At 62.7% G+C, this 23931-nt stretch carries 22 protein-coding genes and 1 pseudogene; 16 read left to right on the top strand and 7 right to left on the bottom strand.

Translation table 11 applies throughout. The annotated features are described in order from the left end of the window. Positions 1–444: 444 nt before the first annotated feature. The 5 genes and pseudogenes from ABFP37_RS05400 to ABFP37_RS05380 all read left to right on the top strand — a co-directional run. On the top strand, positions 445–1578 hold the full coding sequence (locus ABFP37_RS05400; protein WP_347032948.1) for a hypothetical protein: 1134 nt from the start codon (positions 445–447) through the stop codon (positions 1576–1578). Next, a complete protein-coding gene (locus ABFP37_RS05395) occupies positions 1578–2801 on the top strand; it encodes a hypothetical protein (protein ID WP_347032947.1) in 1224 nt (407 codons plus the stop codon). The genes ABFP37_RS05400 and ABFP37_RS05395 overlap by 1 nt, the downstream gene beginning before the upstream one ends. Next, a complete protein-coding gene (locus tag ABFP37_RS05390) occupies positions 2798–4558 on the top strand; it encodes an Hsp70 family protein (RefSeq protein ID WP_347032946.1) in 1761 nt (586 codons plus the stop codon). The genes ABFP37_RS05395 and ABFP37_RS05390 overlap by 4 nt, the downstream gene beginning before the upstream one ends. 2 nt (positions 4559–4560) lie before the next feature. Further along, positions 4561–5904 (top strand): hypothetical protein, encoded by a 1344-nt coding sequence (locus ABFP37_RS05385; protein WP_347032945.1) that lies wholly within the window; start codon positions 4561–4563, stop codon positions 5902–5904. Positions 5905–6016: 112 nt separating this feature from the next. Further along, a pseudogene (locus ABFP37_RS05380) lies at positions 6017–6124 on the top strand (integrase core domain-containing protein); the annotation flags it as partial. 324 nt (positions 6125–6448) lie between these two features. Here the strand turns inward: ABFP37_RS05380 and ABFP37_RS05375 are convergent. Continuing rightward, a complete protein-coding gene (locus ABFP37_RS05375) occupies positions 6449–7312 on the bottom strand; it encodes a hypothetical protein (protein WP_347032944.1) in 864 nt (287 codons plus the stop codon). Between the two features lie 109 nt (positions 7313–7421). On the opposite strand from ABFP37_RS05375, the gene ABFP37_RS05370 reads away from it, so the two are divergent. The 4 genes from ABFP37_RS05370 to ABFP37_RS05355 are packed head-to-tail and all read left to right on the top strand — an operon-like array spanning position 7422 to position 11808. Continuing rightward, a complete protein-coding gene (locus tag ABFP37_RS05370; RefSeq protein WP_347032943.1) occupies positions 7422–7850 on the top strand; it encodes a helix-turn-helix domain-containing protein in 429 nt (142 codons plus the stop codon). 1 nt (position 7851) lies between these two features. Beyond that, complete coding sequence (locus ABFP37_RS05365; protein WP_347032942.1) at positions 7852–10332, top strand: PIN domain-containing protein; 2481 nt, start codon at positions 7852–7854, stop codon at positions 10330–10332. A gap of 39 nt (positions 10333–10371) precedes the next feature. After that, entirely contained in the window at positions 10372–11052 is a 681-nt protein-coding gene (locus ABFP37_RS05360; RefSeq protein WP_221385874.1) for a VWA domain-containing protein, read from the top strand. Next, complete coding sequence (locus ABFP37_RS05355) at positions 11053–11808, top strand: PP2C family serine/threonine-protein phosphatase (protein ID WP_347032941.1); 756 nt, start codon at positions 11053–11055, stop codon at positions 11806–11808. A 280-nt stretch (positions 11809–12088) separates the two neighbouring features. On the opposite strand, the gene ABFP37_RS05350 is transcribed toward ABFP37_RS05355, so the two are convergent. Then, the gene (locus ABFP37_RS05350) at positions 12089–12739 is read right to left on the bottom strand and encodes a hypothetical protein (RefSeq protein WP_347032940.1); all 651 of its coding nucleotides are present in this window, start codon (positions 12737–12739) and stop codon (positions 12089–12091) included. On the opposite strand from ABFP37_RS05350, the gene ABFP37_RS05345 reads away from it, so the two are divergent. Both ABFP37_RS05345 and ABFP37_RS05340 read left to right on the top strand, forming a co-directional pair. After that, positions 12717–12938, top strand: a complete 222-nt coding sequence (locus ABFP37_RS05345) for a hypothetical protein (RefSeq protein ID WP_347032939.1) — start codon at positions 12717–12719, stop codon at positions 12936–12938. The genes ABFP37_RS05350 and ABFP37_RS05345 overlap by 23 nt on opposite strands. Before the next feature lie 628 nt (positions 12939–13566). Then, complete coding sequence (locus ABFP37_RS05340) at positions 13567–14163, top strand: hypothetical protein (RefSeq protein WP_347032938.1); 597 nt, start codon at positions 13567–13569, stop codon at positions 14161–14163. Positions 14164–14234: 71 nt separating this feature from the next. On the opposite strand, the gene ABFP37_RS05335 is transcribed toward ABFP37_RS05340, so the two are convergent. Then, positions 14235–14609: a hypothetical protein gene (locus ABFP37_RS05335; RefSeq protein WP_078028842.1), complete on the bottom strand. Its 375-nt coding sequence runs from the start codon at positions 14607–14609 to the stop codon at positions 14235–14237. Between the two features lie 308 nt (positions 14610–14917). Here ABFP37_RS05335 and ABFP37_RS05330 point away from each other — a divergent pair, with 308 nt between their 5' ends. From ABFP37_RS05330 to ABFP37_RS05320, 3 genes are all read left to right on the top strand, one after another. Next, positions 14918–16243: a hypothetical protein gene (locus ABFP37_RS05330; RefSeq protein WP_347032937.1), complete on the top strand. Its 1326-nt coding sequence runs from the start codon at positions 14918–14920 to the stop codon at positions 16241–16243. Between the two features lie 66 nt (positions 16244–16309). Continuing rightward, complete coding sequence (locus tag ABFP37_RS05325) at positions 16310–17287, top strand: dienelactone hydrolase family protein (protein ID WP_347032936.1); 978 nt, start codon at positions 16310–16312, stop codon at positions 17285–17287. 10 nt (positions 17288–17297) lie between these two features. After that, entirely contained in the window at positions 17298–17438 is a 141-nt protein-coding gene (locus tag ABFP37_RS05320) for a hypothetical protein (RefSeq protein WP_185982418.1), read from the top strand. Positions 17439–17493: 55 nt separating this feature from the next. Here the strand turns inward: ABFP37_RS05320 and ABFP37_RS05315 are convergent, their stop codons facing one another. The 3 genes from ABFP37_RS05315 to ABFP37_RS05305 all read right to left on the bottom strand — a co-directional run bounded on the left by ABFP37_RS05315 (position 17494) and on the right by ABFP37_RS05305 (position 20593). Continuing rightward, positions 17494–17856: an MBL fold metallo-hydrolase gene (locus tag ABFP37_RS05315; protein WP_347032935.1), complete on the bottom strand. Its 363-nt coding sequence runs from the start codon at positions 17854–17856 to the stop codon at positions 17494–17496. Positions 17857–18576: 720 nt separating this feature from the next. Then, positions 18577–19704, bottom strand: coding sequence for a glycoside hydrolase family 16 protein (locus tag ABFP37_RS05310; RefSeq protein ID WP_347032934.1), 1128 nt, complete (start codon positions 19702–19704; stop codon positions 18577–18579). 511 nt (positions 19705–20215) lie between these two features. After that, positions 20216–20593: a cupin domain-containing protein gene (locus ABFP37_RS05305; RefSeq protein ID WP_078028846.1), complete on the bottom strand. Its 378-nt coding sequence runs from the start codon at positions 20591–20593 to the stop codon at positions 20216–20218. Positions 20594–20769: 176 nt separating this feature from the next. On the opposite strand from ABFP37_RS05305, the gene ABFP37_RS05300 reads away from it, so the two are divergent. Further along, the gene (locus tag ABFP37_RS05300) at positions 20770–21414 is read left to right on the top strand and encodes a DNA alkylation repair protein (RefSeq protein WP_347032933.1); all 645 of its coding nucleotides are present in this window, start codon (positions 20770–20772) and stop codon (positions 21412–21414) included. A gap of 2 nt (positions 21415–21416) precedes the next feature. On the opposite strand, the gene ABFP37_RS05295 is transcribed toward ABFP37_RS05300, so the two are convergent. Then, positions 21417–22787 carry an ammonium transporter gene (locus tag ABFP37_RS05295; protein ID WP_347032932.1) on the bottom strand — a complete coding sequence of 457 codons (1371 nt, stop codon included), beginning with the start codon at positions 22785–22787 and terminating at the stop codon, positions 21417–21419. Between the two features lie 379 nt (positions 22788–23166). Here ABFP37_RS05295 and ABFP37_RS05290 point away from each other — a divergent pair, with 379 nt between their 5' ends. After that, complete coding sequence (locus ABFP37_RS05290) at positions 23167–23664, top strand: DUF1810 domain-containing protein (RefSeq protein ID WP_078028849.1); 498 nt, start codon at positions 23167–23169, stop codon at positions 23662–23664. The last annotated feature ends 267 nt before the right edge of the window (positions 23665–23931 follow it).

Below are 23931 nucleotides of genomic sequence, written 5' to 3'. Positions count from 1 at the left end.
TGGCCAAGTCCACCGTTGCCTCGCTCCTCCACCCCTGCAAAGAATCTCATTGACCGAAGGGGCCGGGGTGGCTTCATCTCCTCCTCGTTAAAGGCGCCGAACCTGCCACTTACATGCACGGAGAGGCGGCATCGGCAGCCAATGATGACGCTCTGTTTCGCCGGCAGGTTCTCGGAGCGTGGCGTCGGTTGTGCGGTTCACAACAGCGATATGATCGCGGAATATCAAAACGGCTTGCCCAGCCATGGCTGGTCGACGTTGGGGGTCGTCGGAAGGGAAAAGCGTGGGTGGGTTCGTCGCCGAGCAAGGATGCCGTGTGCCATGGCGCACCCCGGGTCTCGTTGATTCGATAAATGTCATCGGCTGCAGTCTTGTGCCCGCGATGCCTAAGAAACTGCCAGCCGGATACATCGCGGTCGCGGTCGGCGACAGGTAGGGGGACGCATGGGTTTTTGGCATACCGGATACATGGAGTTTCATGAGCCGACAGGAGAAGGAACTGGCCACCTCGTTAGTGTGTTGCCGGACCTGTTTCCCTGCCTGACATGTGGTGTGGAATTCTCCACCGAACCTGACCTGCGGGTGCATACCTTTGAGGGACATCGCATACAGCGGCCCGTTTTGGTGTTGAAGGGACGGGAATGTGGCAGGAGCCGCCTGACCATTACCGGCGAGACGGCGGCTGAAGATTGGGCGATTCGCAGCGCTGAAACGATCACCCTAAACGGCGCTCGTACATCCGCTGCCAGCGCTGCCAAGGTCTTGTCGTCGACGCGAAGTGGCGTTGTCGATGTGACGCTAGCGAACCGAGATGTGGTTCAGTCCTTCCAATTCGAGTTCACCCTCGCTGATGAGGACGATCTCAATGGCGTGGATGCTGCCTTGGCACGGTTGATCGACGGAGGTGAGTTGAGTGTTCGCGCCATCGACGACTTTATTATGCGCTCGAAACGATACCCGACGTCCGGCAGGTATCTTTCCGGCCTGGCGAATTATTTATACGGCGTCTTGGCCCGCGAAGGTGTCACCGAGTTAGGAGTCCGCGACGAATCGCATGATGGCGGTGGTTATCAGGGCAAATACGACCAGGCTGTGGGAGTCCTGGGAAGTTTTGATCGTCCGCCAGCTGAGGCTATTTGCGGCATAGTTGCCTTCCACTACAACCAGTTTGAACGCGCCATGACCAAGACTAAGAGTCAACGCGTCGCCGAAGTTTCGCTCCGCTTTCAGGCGCTTGTAAAGGGGGAAATTTGGATGCCCGGCGATCTGTCACAGTCGTCGCATACAAGCTTGGACACGGCGCTCAGCGACTCAGTGATCGAACAAGTCCTGGGGTGGAGCGCTCTGCCGCTTGACGGCACCGCAGTAGGCGATATTGCTGACCTGACGGCCAACATAGGTGCACAGCGACCAAACGACGCTTTCAAGCTGCACATAATCGCTGCAGAGCATGCATATGCTGCAGGGGACATCGCCTCAGCCAAGCACCATGCAGAACACCTTCGCCACAGTCGTCTCACCGAGGGCTGGTACGCAGGCTTTCGAGAACGAGTTCAATTTCAAGGAGTTTCAAAATAGTGACTACAAACACCGCATCCGAAGGGGCTCTGCCTGAGGAGGCCCCTGACTCGACCGCGAACCAGGACTCCACGGCCACCGGGGCGCAGTCGCGTAGTCAGGGCGGTGGGGAGAAGACCGGGGCGCAGTCGCGTAGTCAGGGCGGTGGGGAGAAGACCGGGGCGCAGACGCGTAGTCAGGGCAGCAGCAAGAAAAAGGAGCGGCCCAAGACTGTCCTCGGTTTAATTGAGTTCGCGTACGGGGAAGAGGGTCGCAAACTGAGCCTTGTGCGCCGGGACTTGCAGGAGCTTTCCCTGCAACCCAACGCCAAGCAAGCTGAGATTGACACTGTTCAGCGATTGGCCGCTGACGATCCGTTCCTTGCGGTGCCGCTCAGTTTACTAAGCGCCGTGGCGGAGCTTGGTGCGGAGCCGCGTGTCCGTCGTCACATCCTGGACTTGGTTTTGGTGGCTTTCGGGAGCCACAAGCTCTTTAAGAGGCGAATGGAACGGCTGGTTGAGCCGCAGGCCCAAGACTTTCTTACTGCCCATGAAGTGAATGAGGCGGTTAAGGCACTCACGTTCGATGCACTCGGATTTAAAGTGCCGTCCGAATTCAGTGAAGCGACGCGGGAGCGGCTGCGATGGAACGCGGTCACGGCAGTTGAGCTTTTCCACGTTCTCCATGGACACAGAACGGCAGATCAGTTTATTGAGGATATGACCGCACTGTTCTGGAACGCGGAACCTGTGCGGAGCACCTCCAAAGCAGCTGCAATGCTCGTAGCTGCCAGAAATACCGACGCTTTTAGCCAGCTGTCACGGCACTTTGAAGTTCGTCTACGTGAATCGAAGCGAGAGACAGACAACGCACTTGCTCGGATTCGGACGCAAGAACTCTGTGCCATAGAGGCCGAAGCTTTCAGTAAAAAGCAATCGGCTGAGCTGGAGGATGCGAGAAAACGCATGGCTGAATTGGTCGCAGACGTCAATCATCTGTCCCAACGACTCTCCGCAGAGCAAAGCAGCCGTGTAGTGGACAAGAGCCACCATGTCGATGACTACGAAGCACTCCGAACGCAGGTTATCCGGCGACTAACAACCCAGGTCGAGCTTCTCAGCGACGGACTTCACGCGCTACGCAATGGAAGCACAGGTGTGGCGGAGGAGTTCGTTGACCGGGCTTTGAGCGCAATTACCGGTGAGGTCACGCGCCTCAAAGATCTTGATGGAGGGGTGCAGTGACTGTAGGTTTTGACTTCGGAACCACGAACAGCTTGGTATCTGTGGTGGTCGGTGATCGCGTTATCGACGTCTTTGATGAGGAGGGCCGCCCCCATCCTTCCGTTGTCCGTTACGAGGGCGAGGACGTTATCGTTGGCAGAGAAGCGCGCCATGCGTTAGAGGAAGTCGGGCTTGGGGTCTACGGCAACACCGTGCGTTCGCCGAAGTTCCTCTTAGGGCAGGAGGCCGTCAGCGTCGGTGGTGTCGACCGCAGCCCTGTCGACATCGTTGCGGACGTGATTCGACATGTCCGGACTGAGTCGCGCCAAAGCCGCCAACGTCAAGTCTTGGGAGAGCTGGATCGCGCAGTAGTCACTATCCCTGTGAATATGAACGGCCCGAGACGCGCGGCCCTCCGTGAGGCGTTCGCCCGGGAAGGAATGTCCGTGGCTCAGTTCGTTCACGAACCGCTCGCCGCGCTGTACGGCCACCTGCGCGGCGCCTCGGACCCTGAAGGTGAGATCCGGGGACTCATGCGACGGAATGTACTTGTTGTTGACTGGGGTGGCGGAACACTCGACCTAACACTGTGCCGAATCGAACCCGGTCGCATCCTTCAACTCCGCAACGGTGGGACGGACAACGTGGGTGGCGACAAGTTTGATGAAGTCATCCGCGACGAGGTAGTCGCTAAGTTCTCCGTTCAGCAGGGTATCTCCGCATCGGACCAGCCGACCCGAGACGCACGACTACGCCTGCTGCAAGACGCCGAACGGAACAAGATCGAGCTCTCAGAGCGAGCCAGCGTCACATTCTACAGGCCGAGCTACTTCCCCGTCTCCGGCACTACACTAGAATATTCACTGTCCCGGCAGGAACTGGATGGGATCACCCGACCACTCGTGACCTCAGGCATTCGAGAAATTGAGTCGCTGCTAGAAAGTGTCGGCATGGCTCCCGCCCAGGTGTCGCTTTGCCTGGTCGCGGGTGGTATGGCTGCGATGCCCAGCATCCGCAGCCGGTTGCACGAACTGTTCGGGCCGGAGCGGGTCCTCGTCCCAGGGAACAGTGCAACGCTTGTTTCCCAAGGAGCGGCGTGGATCGCCCATGACTCGCAGCGGCTGGTCCTGGCAAAGCAGATTGAGCTGGAAATGGCACGTGGGTCGAGGCTTCCACTCTTACGGGCCGGAACCGCGATGCCACTTGATGGCGAGGTGCGCCGGGAACGGTTCCACCTGTACTGCACGGACCCGACTGACGGCGTAGCGAAGTTCTCCATCGTGGCGCCCTCCGAGCTTGCCGAACAACCTCAAGCAAGTGATCCTCGAACGTCGCTTGGCATCGTGACCATTAATGTGGACAAGACTGCACCACCCTTGGTCGAGCGACTCGAACTCGAAGTCGAGGTTGATGACGACCTTATTTTGTCTGTCAGTGCCATGTCCAAGCAGCACGGCGACCAGGCTGGCGCATCTTACTTCGACTTGGAGTTTGGCATCGGGCTCCCTGGAAGCAATGACCTCGGCCCCGTCGATGTTGCCGACATGGACGTCTGGGTGCCAAATGACGGTCTCGTAGCCCGTGCCAACGTTGCAGACCAGAAGGACACACGGCTGGTTCCCGGGGACGTGTTGTATCAGCACAACCCTTCGGCCTTTTCGAGGCATTCAGACCAAGCCACCGGAGAGCAACTTATCGAACATCTCTACTACACGCCATGTGCAGTCTGTAAGCGTCAGTGGGGCGACCCTGCTTGTAGGTGCGCCTCGGTGGCCTGAGGATGGCGGCACAGCAAGTCGTTGTACGCGTAGTGGATGGCGCGTCCGTTGTCGAGGAATCCGTTCGACGGCCCGTTCGGCTGACCCCGGACGGGTACGCCGGCATCGTTTACGCCGGAGCAGTTTACCCGGTGTTCGCAGACAACTTGGTCAACATTTCTGGAGCCTCGTGGGAGGTCGAGGACTGTAACCGGTTCCTCTTCGCCGGCGTTGCTGTCCCGTATGCGCCGAAAATCGATGACGCGGCAGCGCAGCAGGAGTTTAGAGGGTTCCGCGGTGAGTGGGACATTGAGACTAATCGCTTTGGTCACTACCTGGTCTTCAACGCCTCGGAGCGACTTGCGGCCGCCGTCGTCGAGGCACTGGAAGCGGGAGGCGTCTCCGTACAGCGATGGGATGTCAGCCACCGGCCGGCGAGTGACGGCAAGTTCTATGACTGGTTCGCCCGTCTCCGGGAACAGGGAACCCATGACGATGTCATGTCCCGAGTCTCGACGGTATTCTCGCCCACGTCGGCCGCCCTGACTGTTGATATTGCACCAACCCCGGTAATCACGCGTATTGAGGACCTCGCAGCTCAGGTCGAGCAACTGCTGGAACTCACGGTCGACCTCAGAGCCAGCCTCAACGCGTCAGAGAGCGAAGCTGCACTCCTCCGCCAGAGGCTGGAGGCGGCGACCGGCCGCGAATCCAAACTGGCGGGAGATCTCGATCGGGCGCTGGAGCATCAAAAATCCCTGCACATTCAGATTGTCGAGTTGGGCCGCGCCCCGGAGCACACAGCCGACACAAAGGCCTTCATAGCGAAGCAGTCGGAGACCGAAGAATTTCTCGAGTTTGCTCTGGCCGAAAACTCCGATCTCCACAACAGTCTCGCAAACTTTCGGAATGAGGCAGAGCGAAGTAATTCAAGGATCCTGACCTTGGAGGCGACATTAGCCGGCCTTCAGGAGAGGCTCGAAGAAATCGGGGGACAGGAACGAGAGCGCCGTCGAGCTGCTGCCGCTCATGTCGCGCCTCGTCGCGGCGTTCCGGGGTTCCTGGACACGGCGTTTGCGCGGCTTTCCTTCGTTCTCGACAGTGTCGAAGTATTGGCCAATATCGACGCACCCGCGTCGGTGCTCCGGGCACTCGTGCAGATTGATATGGGGCAGATCGTGGGGAAGGATCTTGAAGGCATGCGCGGATGGCGAGAAGTCTCCAAGCTTGCTACCGGGATCGCTGGCAGCGAGGACATGGGCCGCGTTTACTACAAGCCAGACGGCAACTGTGTCCTGGTCAGTGTTCACGTCAAACAGGACGACAAAGAACAGCGCCGCCATATAGAGCGACTTAGGTCCCTTTGAGGTGGCGCTACCCAGCGGCGGCATCAGGGCTGCAAAAGGGCGCGGGGTCATAAAGGACCACTTAGCTTGTCCATGAAGGGGCTTCTACCCCATGGAAACATCACGCCGCGACGCGCTACCGGACTGGATCCACTACTACAATCACCACAGGCCCCACACCGCCATCGGGAACAAACCACCCGTCAGCCGGTTGATCAACCTCCCTGGGCAATACGCCTAGTTGGTCCTTTTGGCAAGTAATTTGGACCTAAGCCGACTTGATTGGTCCTTTGGTCCTTAGGTTGCCAATCGTGAGATGCCTGTGACTTGAACGTCTAGTTGCTGTGACTTGAATGTCTAGTTGCGACTTTTGCAGAGTTTGCGCGACTTTTGAAAACGTACTCGCGACTTAGTCGTGACTAGCCTCGGTTAGCCCCCTCCCGGTGGCCTGGTGTGAGATTCCAAGATAGTTGGCCAAAGAGATTTCACACTTGTCTGCACTGGGCTCGACGCAGGAAGGCCCCGGCTCCTTTTGGAGTCGGGGCCTTCCTGCATTGTGGGAGACTCAGCCGACCTCGGCGGCTTCCTGCTGGGCTCGATCGCGGAGGCGTTGCTGGAGCCCGCCGCGGAGGAGGACGTCGACGAGCCCGCCGTTGTCGGCCATCTCGAGAAGGGCGTTGATGGCCTTCTGGTGGCCTTCGCCGGCGACGTAGACGTTTTCCTCGATGGCCTCGGGCAGGGTGGGGGAGGCGGCGAAGTCGACGGGTCCGTTGGCGATGGCCTCGCGCTGGAGCTGTTCGTTGTTTTCGGCGTGGCGCATGACGGAGGAGATGACGTTGATCTGGTCCTCGTCGCTGATCCCGACGCCTTCGAAGAGCTTGTTGATGTGCTCGATGAGCTCCCCGAAGGTGCCCTTCTTCTTCTCCCGCACGACCCCGGACCCGGCGGCGGTGACGCCCTTGAGCCCGGGTCCGTCCCCGTCGGTGAGCTTAAGGTCCGCGGCTTCCTGCTTCTTCAGGGCGTAGTGGGTGAGCACGACGTCGGCCAGGTCCAGACCGCCCTCGTCGGCCTCGGGCCGGATCGTCCGGGCGAGCAGCTTGAGGTAGATCGCGAGCTTTTCGATGCGGGTGTCGCCGTAGTCGATGATCTGGGAGAAGAAGTCGTACGCCTTGGTGAACGCGGCCGCCGTCTTGCGGAACTCCTCGAGCTGCCCGCGTTCAAGGTCGTCGTGGGTGAGCACTGCCTGCTTCATGCGTTCCCTGAACACATCCGCGGCCGGCTTCAGGTGCGAGTACAGGCCGTTGTGGTTGCGCTGGGCCACCCACTTGGCGGCCACCAGGTCCACGTCCCTGTCGTTGTAGACGTCCACATGACGCGGAAGGGTGACTGGCGCTTCGGGTGGGGTTTCTCTGGCGTTGCGATTGCTCATGCAAAGTAAGTGCGCGATGCTTCGCAGACTTTCTCGCCGCACCCTCTGCAGATGCAGCACATATGTTACAGTTACAGCAGTTAGGGGCAGTTATGGCAATGGAGGCGGCATGGCCGGGCAGGAAGAAGACTCGATCGACGTGCTACGCCGCGCGCTCCGAGGGACTAGCGATCACGTACAAGTAACCCTTACGATCTCGCGCGGGAGTGCAGAGAATATTCTGCGACTCCTTGAATCGGAGCATGGATCGGGTGCCGTCGTCGTTCCCGTCAAGGAGCTATACACGACCACAGAAGCTTCGACCTTGCTCGGTGTCTCTCGCGCGACGCTCATGAAGCTCATCGAATCAGGCAGCATCGAAGCTGTGAAAGTTGGGACGCACCACCGCATCCCCGCCGAAGAATTGGTTGCGTTCCAGCGTGCCCGTCAGGTGAGCCAGGAAAGGGCGGCAGAACTGCTCACCGAGTTCTCTTCTCGTTCGGCCGCCGGCTTCCACAGTAACGTTACGTTCCGCGCTAGCGGTCAAGGAGAGGAGTGAGGTGGCGAATCCACGGCCACTGGTGCCCGCGACAGGACATCTGCCAACACCACGCCCACCGATTGGTGAAACCCCGACTCGACGCTCTGCGGAACACCTCGTCGCATCCGTTCTTGCGCCTGAGGATTTCGTCGAGACCGGCCGCCGGCTCTTCATCGATACGAACGTTTTCATGGACACCGATACTGCACGCTCAGCGGGTCTGAAGATGCTCTTCGAGCGTTGCAAGGATGTCGCCATCCGAAAGGGCAACGGCATCGTCGTCCCGTCCAAGGTGATCGATGAACTCTCCAAGCAGAGCGGCCTGGATGTCTCGCTGTTCACTGAGGAGCGCGCGGCCGCAGTGCGTCGTGCTGGCCAATGGCTCACGGCGCTGGAGTCCGCGGCAGCCCACGGACTCATTCGCAAGGACCTTGGTGACGGATCGAACCCTTATGCAGACGACCTATTCGTCGATCTCTTCACGCACTTCAGCGACCGGTACGACATGTGCCTGCTGACCAACGACATCACATTGCGGCTGCGCATCCGACTGCTCGCGGCCGAGGCGAAGCGTCAGCTTGTGGCAGGCACAGTAGATGTGGATGGTCGGATTGCAGTGGATACCGACCAGGACTTGTACGAACGTGGCGCTAGAAAGCTCGCGCGGATGACGCGGCACGTCGATGAGGGGCTTGCGAAGGCCAAAGACTATGCCGAAGTGGAGGCGCTGGCGCCTCTGCTGGACAAGTTCAAGCACACGTTTGGCGTCGCCGACGTCGACGCGAGGCCTGGAGGCAGGCGCGACACCAGGGCGGCAACGAGGCCCGCTTCGCAACGAGCGGACGGAGCTTTCAAGCGTGTGACGACGCTCAAGCCGAAGGATCAGCTGCTTGGAGACGCCGTCATCCCCAAGTCGGGTGACCAGGTGATCGCAGTGTCACTGCATTCGCGTCATGCGCTCGTCTTGGGCGACTTGGTTGGCGAGGGCGGTGAGGGGTCGGTCTATGCCGTGCGAGATAATCCCAGTCAGGTTGTCAAGATCTTCGATAAGGACCATCGAACCGAACATCGCAAGGCAAAGCTCGAACTTCTTCTTTCGCACGAACTTGAAACGCAAGGCATTGGCTTTCCCTCGCACATCATCACAAATGGTGACGGTGACTTCGTTGGCTACGCCATGCCCCGAGCGACTGGGAAGGAGCTCCAGGCGACGATCATGCGTCCTGCTCGGTTCAAAAGGATGTATCCGACTTGGACCAAAGCAGACCTCGTAGATGTTTGCGTCTCATTCCTGGAAAAGGTTGCCTACCTGCATTCGCTGAACATCCTCCTCGGTGATATCAATCCGAAGAATCTCATGGTTGACGAGCATAAGAACGTTTGGATCATCGATGCCGACTCATGGCAAGTGGAAGGGTACCCCTGCCCCGTGGGAACCGCGATGTTCACGGCGTCCACGATCACGGGCGACTACGCTGACGCGCTGCGCACCGTCGAGGAGGAACGCTTTGCGATCGCAACGATGCTCTTCATGATTCTCATCACGGGTCAGTTCCCCTACGCGCGCGCCGGAGCTGATGGTGGCGACTTTGCAGCCCTAATCAAGGAAGGAATGTTCGCATTCCAGTTCCAGGGAGCGTCCGACCAGGACCAGCCCGAGGGGAACTGGAAGTTCATGTGGAGCCACCTCCCTTTTCAAATCAAACGCCTGTTCTGGCACACGTTCCAGCGCCAGGGCGGCTCGCGCTTCGATCGTCGCCCGACAGCGAACGAGTGGCTCGCGGCATTCCGCGAATACCGCGACTTCTTCGGTGGCAACGACGATTTCGACCCTATGTCGAACGATGTCTACCCTTTTCGATTCCGTGCATTCCGTCCTGACACACCCATCTGCGACTGTCCGCAGTGTAAGCGGCCGAGCGCAATCGTCGGCAGGTGGGACGAAGAGAGCCAGTCCTACTACGAACCCAGCCTTTGCTACGACTGCAATCAGAGCAAATCTAGATGCGCCGACTGCGGCAAACCAAGGCCTGCTGACGCACTGAAGGACGGTCGTTGCTGGGACTGCAACCGCAAGCGCAACTACGCGACGTGCGAGAACTGCAACAGGGAAGTTGCCCAGACGTACCTGGTCGATGGTCGATGCTCAAACTGTCAACCGGTTTCGTGCAAGGACTGCAAGACATTGACAGCGAAGACCGAACTCTCTTACGGGCGCTGCGCTGCGTGCGTCAAGAAGGCAGCGGAACTCAACCCGGCGCGGCTTTGTGCCGAGTGTCACCAGCCCTTCATCACTTTCGATCACGAGCGGTGGTTCCGATCCAAAGGGCTCGATATTCCAAAGTCTCATCAGACCGCGACAAAGAAACCATGTCCACTGCGATCGACTGCTTCGCGCCCGCCGAGCACAGCCCCGAGTTCGTCGCCCTCCTCCGCTAACTCAGCCGCGCCGCCGAAGAAGAGCTTCTGGCAGCGCCTCGTCACGTGGCTGAGCTCCTGATCCACTATTAAGCGCTCACATCAAATGAAAGGTAATCCCATGGCACTCAACATCGGCGCCGACGACCTCGTCGAGAACCCGACTCCGCGCGTCCCCGTCGCGCTTTGCCTCGACACGAGCGGATCGATGATGGGAGACAACATCCGCGAGCTTGTCAAGGGCGTCAACCTGTTCTACGACGCGATTGACGAAGATGACGACGCCCACGACGCCGCCGAAGTGAGCATCGTCGAGTTCAACTCTGCTGTGAGCCTGATTCAGGACTTCGCTAGTATCGAGCGACTAAACCGAATCGATGCCATCGATGCGACGGGCGGCACGGCCCTCGGCGAGGGAGTCAACCTCGCCCTCGACACGCTCGAGAAGCGAAAGTCCACTTATTCCAACGCTGGTGTCCTGTACTACCAGCCCTGGCTCGTTCTGATGACCGACGGTAAGCCGAACGGACGTCCTGACGAACTCGAACGCGCAGTCCACCGCGTGACGGAACTTGTCGCCCAGAAGAAGCTCACAGTATTCCCGATCGGGATCGGGGCTGATGCCGACATGAATGTGCTGGCCCGATTCAGCCCGAACCGTCTGCCGCTTCGGCTCCAAGGCCTGAGCTTTAAGGAGTTCTTCGAGTGGCTGTCGAAGTCTGTTTCCCGTGTCTCCAGGTCCACCCCTGGAGACACAGTCAAGCTTGATCTTGAGGGCTTGGCTGGCTGGGCGGAGTTGTAAGTGTTCAATGAGTTCCATCATCAGGTGCGTGGCCGAGGGCATGAGCTTGACGGAACGCGCGGTCAGGATCGGACTCAGTACCTTTCACGCGGCGGCGTTCAAGCGATCTGTCTAGCTGACGGCGCTGGGTCCGCTTCGCATTCCGAATTTGGCGCGCAAGCGGTGGCAGACGAAGGATGCGCCGCGCTGGTCGAGCAGTTCGAACAGCTTGTCGCGAGCGTCGACGGCGGCCAGATCAAGATCGAGCTCCTAGAACGACTTCTCGCCAAGGTCAACATGCTCGCCGAACGACACGGTCGTGACGTTCACGATTTTGCCTCGACCTTCCTCGGCGTTGCGGTTTCTGGCGACAAGTTTCTTGGTGCACATGTTGGCGACGGCGTAATTGGATACCTCAAGGACGGTGACCTGCGTGTCATCTCCGCTCCGGATAACAGCGAGTTCGCCAATCAGACCACCTTCGTGACTTCTCACGGTGCCGCCGGGTCGATGCGACTCTTTCGGGGCTCGCTGCAGGGAGTGACCGGATTCATTCTCATGAGTGATGGCGCTGGGGACAGCCTCTTCAACGCTCGCACGCGTCAGCTGGCGGCGGCCTGCGAGAAGCTTATTGTGGCTGTCGGATCTGCGCCCGCCAGACTGAGTCAGAACTCAAAACACAAGAAGCAGTGGCGGAAGTTCATAGACGTCAGAGTGCGCAACGCGACTAAGGATGACTGTTCCATCGGCGTCTTTGGTCGGTCGGTGGCGTCCTAACGCGAACGATCAGGGTCCGCGAAAACGTCACGAATCGTCGAGGGCATGGAGCCTGCCCACCATCCGTCTAGTAGTGTCGACCCAACTAAACCGGGGGCAGCCCCCCATCCGGGAGTCTCGGCAACGCAGCGTTATGAGCGTCCGTTTTCCGCCGGTTGAGTGCCGTGGTGAAGGACGGTCTTGTGCGGCTGGCGGGCGGGCAAGGCCCGAGCTTGAGCAGGAAAGGTCTTGTTGCCTCCGGCAACGAACGCCGCTACCCACTTCCGCTACCGGTCCCGCCTCAGCGGCGGGCGGGGAGGATCGTCGTCGTGACGGCCACGGCCTGCGGCGTGCTGGGGAAGGAGCTGAAGCCGAAGCGCACGGGCGGGTCCACCGGAGCGAGGGGCCCGAGGTCGGCCCCGTTCCAGCTCGCCGCGGCGCGCTCGACGCCACGGATGGAGCGCACGCCATAGTACTCCCGGCGTCCGCCTCCGGCGGAGTCGGCGGTGGCCACCCCCGGGAGCAGGATCCCCGCGGCGCGGTTCACGGCCGTCAGCCACACCGGGTGCACGGCGATCCGGGCGGGGACAAGTTGCAGCATCCGGCCCAGCGCCGTCACGGGGCCCAGGTCGGCGCGCAGCTCCAGCGGGCCGCCGGAAACGCGGAGGACCAGTGCGGCGGTCCCGGGTTCGTCCCCCGGTTGCGCGCCCCGTTCCCCAGCGGGGCTCAGGCTGGCATCCAGCGGCGCCACCACCACCTCATCGAAGCGGTAGGTCGCGGACACATAGTCGGCGACCGCCCGGTTGGGGGCCAGCAGCGTCCGCAGCCCGTCGCGGTCCTCGGTCATGACGTCCGTGAAGGCGCCGAGCGGCGAGTCCATCCAGTGCCCGACCACCAGCCGGCGCCCCGCGCTGGTGCCCAGACCCGCGATGAAGCCTGTAAAGCGTTCCATCCGGCTACCGTACGACTCCGGCCAGCCCTGCCGCACGCTGGTGCGTACAACCGACGACGCCGCCGTCGAAAGGACCACCCTGGCCAAGCTGTATTTCCGCTACGGCGCCATGAACTCTGGGAAGTCCACCGGACTGCTGCAGGCGTCGTGCAACTACGAGGACCGACGCCCTTTTCGATCTGAACCCGTCAATCACTGATAACCGCGGCTATGTCGAGTCGGAGTGGATGCCTGAGGGGCCGGTTCCTGGTGGCAGTGCGGCTTGGGAAGCCCGGTCCGGCCGACTATTGTCCGGGTCCGATGTATAAAGGACCAACTATTTTGACCATGATAAGATTTGCCCGAGCTCATGCCCCGGCGTGAACGCGGGGGAGGGGAACGGCCCTGGGGACCAAGTAGCGTGGCAATCTACACTTCTTGTAAGTATTCCGGCCCTCTGGTAATTCCCGCGGCTGGCCCTGTGCGTGAAACGTGCGGGGCCGGCCGTCTCTATTTCAATTGGCACCAGTGCGTCAGCGGCGACGGACTGCACGCGGTTGGGCTGCCAATTCATTGGGAGCGCGCTGACATATCAGCCGGACCGCGCAATCAACCTGGCAATCGAGCTTTGCGGCGAAGCCGTCGGCAACGTCGGCCTCAGTAACATCGATCTTCGAGGGCTTGGAGCGCGCAAAGCTTCAGTACGGAGATGAACGTCTCGACGTAGAAACCAATGCGCGACTGGCAACGGACCCGTCATCCTCGCTGGAGCTGATGCCTATCCACACGGCTCACGCGGGGTCAAGCAGGCTTGGCGATTGTTCGCGATGGGCCGCGTAGGACGGCGCATGGTCTGGGAAATCCCATCTGGCGTCGGCACGGTGTCATGGTGGCCCTACGCCCGGAACAACGCCGGGCAGGTGCCCATGGACGTCGCGGAAGCTCCCGGCTGTAACTGCCTGGCAGAATTCCGCCGGTCCTTCCCAGACTCCGAGGACGACCTCATGGAAGGTGAAGACATACCCGCTTCCGATTACTGCCCCTTGCACGGCATCGATCGGATCAATGAGCTCACGCCCGGGGAATTCACCGCCCGGGCTGAGGAAACCTGGCTGTGGGACGCCGGCTCCGGCTTGCCGGAATACGTAGACCCGGACGCCAGACGCCAGCTCCTCTACGGTTTTGCCGGGCACACGTTTGCCGGGATTCCCGTCCGGCAAATCCGCGGACGCATCGACGCAGACTTTCCAGAGGTTCCTCCTGCTCGTGAAACCGATCCGGCAGACTACGGCCCGTGGTGGGCCAAGCCTCGACGCCCGGAGGCAGGGGTGCAGGACATTATCGATCTCCGTTCGGCCGGCTATACGGGGCCGGCCTTCCGGTACCGGCACGGCAGGGCATGGTTTGAGACCGCGCCGCCGTTCATTCCGTGGTCGGAATCCTGATCTGCAGTTCGCCTTCACGCAGCCGGCAGCGCCGCCACTCGCCGCCATAGGTTGCCGCTCCGCTCCCGTGGCTACCAGGTGAGCTTCTGCGGCTTGACCACGTAGTGGCCGTCGCGCTCGGTGAACGTGACGAGGTAGCCGCGCTTGCCGCCGTTGACCATCACCTGGCAATCGGTGTGTGTGCCCACTCTGATATTGGGGAAGTTCTTGCACTCCATCCCCGTGATCTTGACTCCAGCATCCTTGGGGCGGGCACGCGCCAAGATCCGGGCCGCCAGGACCTTGCCGCTGGTCGCTGCCGTGAATTTCTGGGCTGCAGGCGCGGCGGGGGGTGCCGCTGTCACGGTAAAGGTTGGCTCCGGGGAGGGAGCTGATGGGGCGCAGCCGGCCACCGCCAGGGCTCCAAGCAGTGCCGCTGCAGACAGGGTGGTCCGCCTGATGTTCATCGCCGTCCTTTCTGTCCGAAGTGAGGCACGTGCCGGCCACTGGAAACTCTGCAGTGTCTTCCTTGGGGAAAGGTTGCCGCTGGGGGACCGCATCAGACGATTCGCGATGTGTCTTCAGCATTTTCACAGGGGAGAAGGGGCAGGCTGGCTATCCGACTGAGGCTCAAAGTCAGGCCTGCCACTCAGCCGTATTGGGGTGCTCGCAGTCCACTTTCTGATGTCCTCACATCCGCCCGCCCGTTGAGAACGCCCCCACTGCCTCGTTGACGGGGCGGGGGCGGACCCGGCCCGAAGCTACAAGGTGACCCATGAAAGCCAAGCCGCTGTACACAGCCATCCTCATGTCCCTCCTTCTGTCCGTCGGCATGATTGCCGGTATCTCCTCGCCGGCCTCTGCCGCCGGCACTACATATTTCGTCAGTGCCGTCGGAAGCGACAGCAACACAGGCACGTCCGCCGCCACCCCCTGGAAGTCCCTCACCAAAGTCAATCAGGCCATCCTTAAGCCCGGGGACACGGTCAGTTTTCGCCGCGGCGACACATTTACTGGAGGGGTCGTCACCGCGCAAAGCGGCACGTCGGCGTCGCCGATCACGATGAACAGCTACGGAACGGGTAGTGCGCCGACGGTGACCGGCGGCAAATCCGGGAACTGTGTCCGTATCAACGGCGATTTCACCATTGTGGAGGGCCTGCGAGCGGTTTCCTGCGGCTATGCCGGCTACAGCGTCGTCGGTGACCACAACACTCTCCGGAATTCCAGCGCGTCCAGCAACGCAGTGGGTGTGAAGATCAGCACGGGCTCTGATTTCGGCACGTATACTGGCAACGCCCTGACGAACAACAACATCATGAACGTAAATACCCCCGGCACCAACTGCGGAACCCCGCAGGCGGTTAACTGCAGTGACGACTCGGGCGCCTTTGGCATATTGATCAATGGCAATGACAACGAAGTTGCCGGCAACACCGTTTCCGGTTCCGCGGCCGCATCCTTCGACTTCAAGGTCGACGGCGGGGCCATCGAAATCTTCAACGGCAACCGAAACAACATCCACCACAACATCGGCGTGGACAACAACTCGTTCGCTGAACTCGGACGGTCCTCCGCAGGCACCGCGGACAACAACGCCTACCGCTACAACCTCGTTCGTTCCACCTGCGGTACCAACTGCGCCCAGGCCAAAGGCTTCATCGCCCGAGGTGCCACCACGTCATTCGGACCAACCAACGGCACGGTGTTTGAGTACAACACCGTCTACCTGAACGGCCCGGACTCCCAAGCCATGGTCTGCCACGCCTCCTGCCCGGCTTCCACCGTGATCCGGGGCAATATCCTGGTCGGCGTCAAGAACTCGCTGTGGATCAACGGCTCAGGCTGGACCGAACGGCAAAATGTCCTCAACGGGCCCAGGAACTTCACACTGAACAGCACATCCACAGCTGCACCGGCTGGCTTCGTCAACGCCCCGGCGGACTTGCATCTGACGGCCACCAGCCCCGCTATTGACCGTGCAGGTGTGAGCAGTTCGCTGACAGACCTCGACGGCGGTGCGGTGCCCCAGAACGGGGACTGCCAAGGAACCGCCGACGCTGACTCAGGCGCCTACGAATACGATTCGCCCAACTGCTGACCACCGAGTCTCTTGCCCGCCGGCGGACTTCGGAGGAGGATGTGGCCAAACTCCGGGAGGCCTGTCATGACCCAGCTTGGCAAGTTTGAGAAGTACCTGATCGAGGAATTCTTTGACGACTACCGCGCCGGCGCCATGAGCCAGCGCACGTTCACGCGACGGGTGGCATTCATAACCGGGAGCATGACCGCAGCAGCGGCCGCGATGACGCTGGTCGGGTGCTCGCCGAACGAGGTTCCGCGGGCCACCGACCCGATGCCGACACCGGCGCCGTCCACCTCCGCTTCGGGGACCGGCACGGCATCATCAGGTGCGGTTCCGGGAGCCAAGAGCCCGCTGTCCGTTCCGGAGGGTGCCGCAGGCCTGGTGACGGCGACCGTGACGTTCCCTTCGGGCGGAACCGACATCAGCGGGTACCTCGCCCGGCCCGAAGGGAATAAGCCGGGGCCTGCCGTGCTGGTGTGCCATGAGAACCGCGGGCTGACCCCGCACATCCAGGACGTGGCCCGCCGATTCGCCAAAGAGGGTTATGCGGCGCTCGCGCTGGACCTGCTGAGCAGGGAAGGCGGTACCGCCGGTCTCGATCCGGATGCGGTGCCGGGTGCGCTGACCCAAGCAGGAGCGCAGCGCCACGTCTCCGACTTCAGGGCCGGTTTCGAGTACTTGAACTCACAGGACTACGTTGACGCAGGACGAATCGCCATGACCGGCTACTGCTTCGGCGGCGGCATCACGTGGCAGTCGGCGACGGAGCTGACCGGGCTGAAGGCAACCTCGGCGTTTTACGGACCCGCGCCCGATCTGGACAAGGTTCCGACCATCAAGCCGGCGGTCCTTGGCGTCTACGCCGAACTCGACGACAGGATCACTGGCCCGATGCCGAAGCTCCGTGACGCCCTGGACGCCACTGACGTCCGCCACGAACTCAAGGTCTATCCCGGCGTCGACCACGCGTTCCACAACGACACCGGAGAGCGCTACAACCAGGCGCAGGCCACCGCCGCCTGGAACGACACGTTGGCCTGGTTCAGCAAGTACGTCTGAGGTTCAGTACTTGCGGGCGCGTCTGCTGACCGCCTACTTCATCCTCGGCGTCATACTGAACGGGATCTCCCGCAGCAAGCCCGAGCGGCTCGTCATGACGCCAACAGCGCTGGCGCTCGCTGCCCTGTACCTCGTCATTTCGCTCAGCTGACTTCCGGCTGACTGTTCGATCCGTCACCGGCGTGCGGAAGTTGATGGGCTGAGCATTACGAGGAGGCGCGCTCGCGTTTGGGAAGCGCGATCCAGTCCAGATCGTTCGCTGCCACGGCGGCCCCACCTGCGCGCGCCCTTGCCTGTTCGGCGAGCCGGCTGACGTCCGGGTAGCGAGAGGAAAAGTGGGTGAGAACGAGGGTCCCGACGCCGCCGCTTGCCGCCAGCGCGCCAGCCTGCCCTGCGGTCAGGTGAGCGTACTGCGCGGCGAGATCGGCGTCGTCGTCGCTGAAGGTCGACTCCGCCACCAGCAGGTCGACGCCGTCGGCGAGTTCCTCGGCACCTGTGCACGGGGCGGTGTCCATGACGAAGGCAAAACCCTGCCCGGTCCGCGGCACACTGACGTCCTCCAGGCGCACGCCACGCAGGATACCCTCGCGCTGCAATTGGCTGATGCCGGGCCCCCGATGCCGGCCGCCGCCAGACGTTCCGGCAGCAGCGTGCGTCCGTCTGGTTCGATAAGTCGGTAGCCGTAGGTTTCGACTCTGTGCCGCAGCGGCAGCACCTCCAGCCCCGGCGCGATCTCCCCGCGTCCTCCGTGCGGCAGCATCCGCAGGTCGAGGCCCGGCGGGGCGACGGACACCAGTGCCTGTACGACGTCCGCCCCCGAGGCCGGATAGTGCAGGTAGACCGGGTGGGCCACGCCGTCGAGCACCATCCGCGACAGCACGCCGGGCAGTCCGAAACAGTGGTCACCGTGGACGTGGGTGAGGCAGATACGGGTGACCGGGCTCGCAGATACGCCGGCATGGATCATCTGCCGCTGCGTGCCTTCCCCCGGGTCGAAGAGGAGGCCTTCGCCGTCCCAGCGCAGCAGGTACCCGTTGTGGTTCCGCGTACGCGTCGGGACTTGGGAAGCGGTGCCGAGGACGACGAGTTCACGCATGAACCTGAGTCTCCCACCCGCCGCGGCGCCCGGCCATGGCCGGTCGGGACGGACACCTACGCTGCGGGCCGCGCAGTTTCGCGAAGACAGCCCACTGCGCCCTTAACGAGAAGCACCGCAGGGCGGCCGCGTGTTGCGGCCGCCCTGCGGTGGTCGTGGCATTCTGACGCCATCGGGGTGCCCCCGGTGCTGTCTACTTGTAGACGCGCACCCAGTCGACCTGCATCTGCGAGGGTGCAGTGCGGGCGCCGGTCGGGAACCAGTCAAGCTGGAGCGTCTGGTGCATGGTGCCCGTCGGCTGGTGTGCCGGGTTCGTGTCAGTGAAGGTCTTCACGCCGTCGATGTATCCGGTGATGCCGGCCGGGGTCCATTCCACCGCATAGTTGTGCCACTGGGTGGTATCGATGGCCTTTGCTGCCGTCGTCTGGAAATTTCCGCCGCCACAGGCGTAGTGCAGGAAGAACTTCATCTGCGCTGTGTCGGACGTGCCCTCAGCGTAGTCAATCTCGGCGCACTTGGAGTCGCTGTTGTCGGGCCACAGAATCAGGACGGGGTGGTACTGAGGGTCCCGTGCATTCGTCTTCATGCGCGTTTCCCACTTGCCGTACTTCTGCTTCGCAAACTTGGCCGACATGCCGCCGGTGGTACCGGCTGAGTTGCCGCTGACCGTTGCGACGCCGTTGGCAACCGCCCAGGCCGCCGGACTGCGGACGCCCTTGCCCGCATGGCCTGTGCCGTTGTAGACGCCCCACTTCGTGCGGTCCGGCGCGCCGGTGTTGGAGAATTCGTCGCCGGCGACGACGGCTCCCCAGCCGCGAACGGTGGCAGCTTGCGTACCACTGCCGGTTGCGGCGGGCGCCACCGGAGTTGCGGCGGGCGCCACCGGGGTAGAGGCGGGGGCCACCTTTACCGGGGCAGCGGCCTGCGCTGCGCCAGCGGCGGTGCCCGCGGCTGGCGCGGCGGCCGGTACTGCGGCGGGTGCCGGAGCTGCGGTCACGGGCTTGGTGTTGGCAACCGGCGCTGCAGGCGCAGGGGCGGCCGCTGCTGCGGCCTTCTGTGCTGCGGCGGCTTTCTGTGCTGCCGCCGCCTTCTGCGTGGTGGCTTTGGCCTTCGCGGCCACAGCCTTCGCCTCGGCGGACGTGCTCGCGGCAGTAGCTGATGCACGGCCCGCCGACGACGGGGCTGACGCGCCAACTGTGGCGGCCGTCGCCGCCTGCGCGGGCGCCGGGGCTGCCGCTTTCTGGGAGGTGGGAGCGATGCTGCATCCGGTCAGGGACAGAGCCCCGATGCTAATGGCTATGGCTATATTCTTCTTGATCAAAAAACCCTCCGGGCATAGGACTGCCACGCATGCGACAGCCACAACGATGGTGATGAAGAAAGCGCGAAGCGTTTCTGGGCCCCCGTCGGTGGGGCCGGAGCGGACATGGTGCCGCTCAGCGCATCCGGGCCCAGCGTTCAGGCATCCGGGGCCCGTTCGGGCCAGCCCTTGTGGGCCAGGCGCCAACGTTACTTGATTGTGATCTTTGTCCGCAAACCGCTGGCGTCGTGCAAATCACCGCCACGCCGCCGCCGGCGCGGCTGACCTGCAGGAACACCGAATTGAAACAATTTCGCGGGCACGCCACATTTGCGCGCACCAGAGGCCCGTTTGCCTAGGCTGAGCAGATGCGCTGGCTGCGTCCTGACCGAAGCGCGCGGACCAAAAAACGCCGCCGCACGCCGACGAGTGAGTCCGTGGGACCGCTGCACGGAAATCGGGGGTGGAGAGACCAGGCCAAACTGTGCCGGCGGGGACGGTGCCGGCAGGTTGGCCTGCCGGCACCGTTCGGCTATTCCGTGGCTTTCGCGAACGTGGCAGCGCTCAGGAACTCGATGCCGGTGAAGGAGTCGTTCCCCTCGACCCAGGCGTCGTGGCCCGGCGGGATGGTGTAGGAATCGCCTTCGGTAATGTTTATCCGTTTTCCATCCGACGTCTCGACGACGAGGCTGCCGGAAACACAGAATCCCACGTGGCTGTTCTGGCAGGAATCGGTCTTTGCCAAGGGCTTGATGGACTCGGACCAACGCCAGCCGGGCTCAAACTTGAACCTGCCGATGGTGTAGTCCCCGACAGTGACGACGTCCACTTCGGCCTTGTCCGGTCGGCGTTGTTCATCGGGGGAGTTGTGCGACTTGACGCTTAGCTGGGAGACAACGTTTTGGGACACTTGCGCTCCTTCTTTCGTAGCAGGGTTGGGACAGTGCTGGACGCCTTCATACGGGAACCGCCAGCGGGGCCGGCTGGCCCAATTCACGCCAGTCCGGACTACGAGTCGCGTACGGTGAAAGCCTCCTCCGCTGGAGCATTCTTGTCGATAGCCATGGTGGCCGAAAGAATAGGGAGGTGAGTGCGGCTGGAGAATTCATCGACGACTCGCTGCAGCGCGAGGCGTCGTGGTACCGGGCAGACGAGATGCGCCTCAGGCTCGGCGTCGATCTGCAGTTCTATGGTGCGTCCGTGGGGGCGGTCCGCGGCACGGTCCGCGATGCCCTCCGCCGCCACTCCGGATTGACCCACGATGACGTCACGGCCCTGAGTGCGGAGCTGTGGTCGGTGCCGGTGTACGAGCGCCGCTTGGCCGCCGTCGTTCTCCTGCAGTCCAAGGTGGAAATGCTGAGTAACTCCGACCTGACACGGATCGAAGGCTTCGTTCGGGAGGCGGGCGTGCCGGCTCTGGTTGATCCGCTAGCCGTTGACGTCGTCGGTCCGCTGATGGAGCGACTCGACGCCCAGGCCAGGGCCCGCGCCGACGCGGTCCTGGACCGGTGGGCAGGGGAGCCGGACGCCTGGCTGCGCCGCGCGGCCCTCATGGCACCCCTGCGGGCCCTCCGCGCAGGCGGCGGCGATTGGGACGGGTTCGCCCGCCGCGCGCGGACGGTAATGGCGGGGGCGACGGACACCGGACCGGACGGATCGGCGGCCAGTGAGGTGATCCGTGTGGTGCTGGACGAGGTGGCGAAAGGCCGCCCGGAGCTGCGGCTGGGCTAGTCCTACGCCGGGGCGGCGACCCGCTGGACTTCATCGGCTGCCGCGGCGTCCGCCTGGATCTCTTCCTGCTCCAGAGCCGACCCATCTGCGGGCCGCACGGCGGACGCCGTGTGGATGTGCTGCCGCAGCGGGTGGAACTGGCTGGGGCCCAGTCCGCCGAACTCGTAGGCCGTCTCGGCATGTTCGGAGAGATCCACGCCGGTGACCTCGGCCTCGCGGCTGACACGGAACCCGATGGTCTTGTGGATTCCGACGCCGATAACGGCGGTCATGAGGCCTGAGAGTGCGAGCGTGATGAGGACCGCCACGGTCTGGGCGATGAGCTGCTGGAATCCGCCGCCGTAGAAGAGCCCGCCGCCTTCGCCGTTGACGGGAAGGGCGATGAAGCCCAGCGCCAGCGTGCCGACCAGGCCGGAGCCCAGGTGAACGCCGACGACGTCGAGCGAGTCATCAAAGCCGAACTTGAATTTCAGTTCGACGAACAGCGCCGAGGCGATCCCGGCCAGGAGGCCAAGACCCACTGCGGCAAGCGGGCTGATGTTGGCGCAGGAGGGGGTGATTGCCACCAGACCGGCCACGGCACCGGACGCGGCTCCGAGCGAGGTGGGGTGGCCGTGGCGGATCTTCTCCGTGACGAGCCAGCTGAGCATCGCCGCTGCGGGAGCCGCGAGAGTGTTGATCCAGATCAGGCCCGCCTGTTCGGCTGTCGTGGCGGCACCGGCATTGAAGCCGAACCAGCCGAACCACAGGATGCCAGCGCCGAGCATGATGAACGGAATGTTGTGCGGGCGGTGGCCCGGGTCCTTTCGGAAGCCGTGGCGGTTGCCGACGATCACGGTAAGAACCAGTGCGGCCACACCGGAGCTGATTTCGACGACGGTGCCGCCGGCGAAGTCAATGACCTGTCCGAAGACGGCGCTGACGGCTCCGCCCTGGCTCATGAGGCCGCCGCCCCAGACCATGTAGGCGAGGGGGCAGTAGACGAGCGTGATCCAGATGGGCACGAAGACCACCCAGGCTGTGAATTTGGCACGGTCGGCGATGGCTCCGCTGATCAGGGCCACCGTGAGGATGGCGAACGTCCCGGCGAAGCTTGCCTTGATCAGATCCGGGGTGCCGAGCAGGCCCTCCAGTCCGAAGCTGGTGAACGGGTTTCCGAACAGGCCCAGGAAACCTTCGCCCACGCTCATGGAGTAACCCCACAAGACCCAGACAACGCCAACCAGGCCGGCGGAGATGAAGCTCATCATGATCATGTTCAGGGATGCCTTGGCTCGGGTCATGCCGCCGTAAAAGAGGCCCAGTGCAGGTGTCATAAGAAGGACAAGCGCCGCTGACACCATCATCCAAACATTTGCCGCAGTGATCTCCACGCGTCTTCCCTTCGCAACAAGTCATCCGTACAGGAGACCGCTGCTGCCGGTCCCAAGCCCCTCATCGATAGTGGTGGACGTTTGTTTCAGGCCGTGGCGAAAAAAGTTTCCCCCACGTTTCAGAAAACGCCGTCAGGTAAAGCCCGCATGACCGTTCTGTTTCCGAATTGTTAACGGGACCTCTTGAAGCGCCGCAAAAGTGGTGCCGCATGCCGCCCCAGGCAGCCATCTACGCGCAGCGTCCCGCCCGGCACCGTGAGATGCGTGCTTTCGGGCCGGGTTACGGACGCGTGAACGAAACGTGTCCGCTGAAGGCGACGGCCCGCCGTCGCGCATCACGGATCTTGACCGCCGAAAGACAGCCCGGCCACCATGGGGTATGAGTGGCGATCCTGCCGGGCCTGCCCCGGATGACCCCAACGGTGACCGGTACAACCTGGAGCGGTTCGTGACCGCCCAGAACGATGGCGGCACATACGATGCCGCCGTCGTCGAGCTCCGGAGCGGAAGCAAGCGCAGCCACTGGATGTGGTTCGTCTTTCCGCAGATCGCCGGGCTGGGCCTGAGCGCCACGTCCCGGATCTACGCCATCGCCTCCCTCGACGAGGCCCGGGCCTACTTGCGGCATCCGGTGCTCGGCCCCCGGCTCATCGAATGCGCGGGCATCGTGGCGGGCCTCAACGCCCGGAACGCCACTCAGGTCTTCGGCGGCATCGACTCGCTGAAGCTCCATTCATCGATGACGCTGTTCCTGCGGGCAGCACCGGGCGAAGCGGTCTTCCACCGGGTGCTGGATAAATACTTCGAAGGGCAGCCGGACTCGGCCACCGACAGGCTTCTGGCAGCCCGGGGCCCTGGCTGGAGTCCCTGGAGCTGAACGCACGCCCCCGCCGATGCCGTCGGGTGCGGCCTCTGTGCGGGAGGGGTGTAGCCGGGTCCGGCGCTTTGGGGGGAGTGCGCCCGGACCCGGCCATCCTGCAGTGAAGGTTCGCGGCTACCTGCAACTTCAGGACACTGCAACTCTGGCCCGCACGTCTTGGGAAAACCCGGTCTTCAGACCTGAACAGGTGGTGTTGCCCAGACCCCCCAAACAGGGGGTCTGCCGGGTCCGCGATTCCCCAACCCCAAGGTTTGGGTGCCTTCA

Origin of the sequence: Burkholderia sp. RS01, from assembly GCF_039748055.1 — a bacterium.
Classification (GTDB): domain Bacteria; phylum Actinomycetota; class Actinomycetes; order Actinomycetales; family Micrococcaceae; genus Arthrobacter.
Note: the sequence above shows the minus strand (reverse complement) of the source record. Positions and strands in the feature narration are given on the sequence as shown.